This is a genomic window from Sediminibacillus terrae (genome assembly GCF_009602435.1).
Taxonomy (GTDB): domain Bacteria; phylum Bacillota; class Bacilli; order Bacillales; family Amphibacillaceae; genus Sediminibacillus; species Sediminibacillus terrae.
The window spans coordinates 1-794 of record NZ_VZDQ01000016.1 but is presented as its reverse complement, the minus strand read 5'-3'; the positions used below and the strand labels follow the sequence as shown (position 1 = coordinate 794).

Here is a 794-nt window from a genome sequence, read left to right as displayed (position 1 = left end):
CTTGGTCCCAAACCAAGTGCTCTACCAAGCTGAGCTACTTCCCGATAATGGCGCGCCCGAGAGGAGTCGAACCCCTAACCTCTTGATCCGTAGTCAAACGCTCTATCCAATTGAGCTACGGGCGCTCTAAGTGCCGAGGGCCGGACTCGAACCGGCACGGTAGAAACCTACCGCAGGATTTTAAGTCCTGTGCGTCTGCCAATTCCGCCACCCCGGCCTGGCATGAAAGAACTGGAGCGGAAGACGGGATTCGAACCCGCGACCCCCACCTTGGCAAGGTGGTGTTCTACCACTGAACTACTTCCGCGTTAATGCGGGTGGAGGGACTTGAACCCCCACGTCGAAGACACTAGATCCTAAATCTAGCGCGTCTGCCAATTCCGCCACACCCGCACAATATAATAAATTGAAAAGAATGGGCCGGATTTAACTCACAAAAGAAATCCAGCACGTAACTTGTTTGATGAGCCATGGAGGATTCCGACGCCGCAGACTAGTCCTTGCATCACTGAATGGTGATAAAGGCAAGGGGAACCGCAGGTGAGAATCCGAACCATAACCGCCTTGATGAGCCATGGAGGATTCGAACCTCCGACCCTCTGATTAAAAGTCAGATGCTCTACCAACTGAGCTAATGGCTCATGATTAATCAAAAATAGAGAAAAACTGGTGCCGGCCAGAGGACTTGAACCCCCAACCTACTGATTACAAGTCAGTTGCTCTACCAATTGAGCTAGGCCGGCAAATGGTGGAGGATGCAGGGCTCGAACCTGCGACCCCCTGCTTGTAAGGCA

The 794-nt window shown here is 52.6% G+C and carries 6 tRNA genes; all 6 read right to left on the bottom strand.

The features are described from left to right. Positions 1-48: 48 nt before the first annotated feature. Positions 49-125: transfer RNA gene (locus F6X55_RS05995), tRNA-Arg, on the bottom strand. 6 nt (positions 126-131) lie between these two features. Then, positions 132-217, bottom strand: a tRNA-Leu gene (locus tag F6X55_RS05990). A gap of 15 nt (positions 218-232) precedes the next feature. After that, a tRNA-Gly gene (locus tag F6X55_RS05985) sits at positions 233-307 on the bottom strand. 5 nt (positions 308-312) lie between these two features. Then, positions 313-393: transfer RNA gene (locus tag F6X55_RS05980), tRNA-Leu, on the bottom strand. A gap of 175 nt (positions 394-568) precedes the next feature. Continuing rightward, positions 569-641, bottom strand: a tRNA-Lys gene (locus F6X55_RS05975). A 26-nt stretch (positions 642-667) separates the two neighbouring features. After that, positions 668-743, bottom strand: a tRNA-Thr gene (locus F6X55_RS05970). Positions 744-794 lie beyond the last annotated feature (51 nt).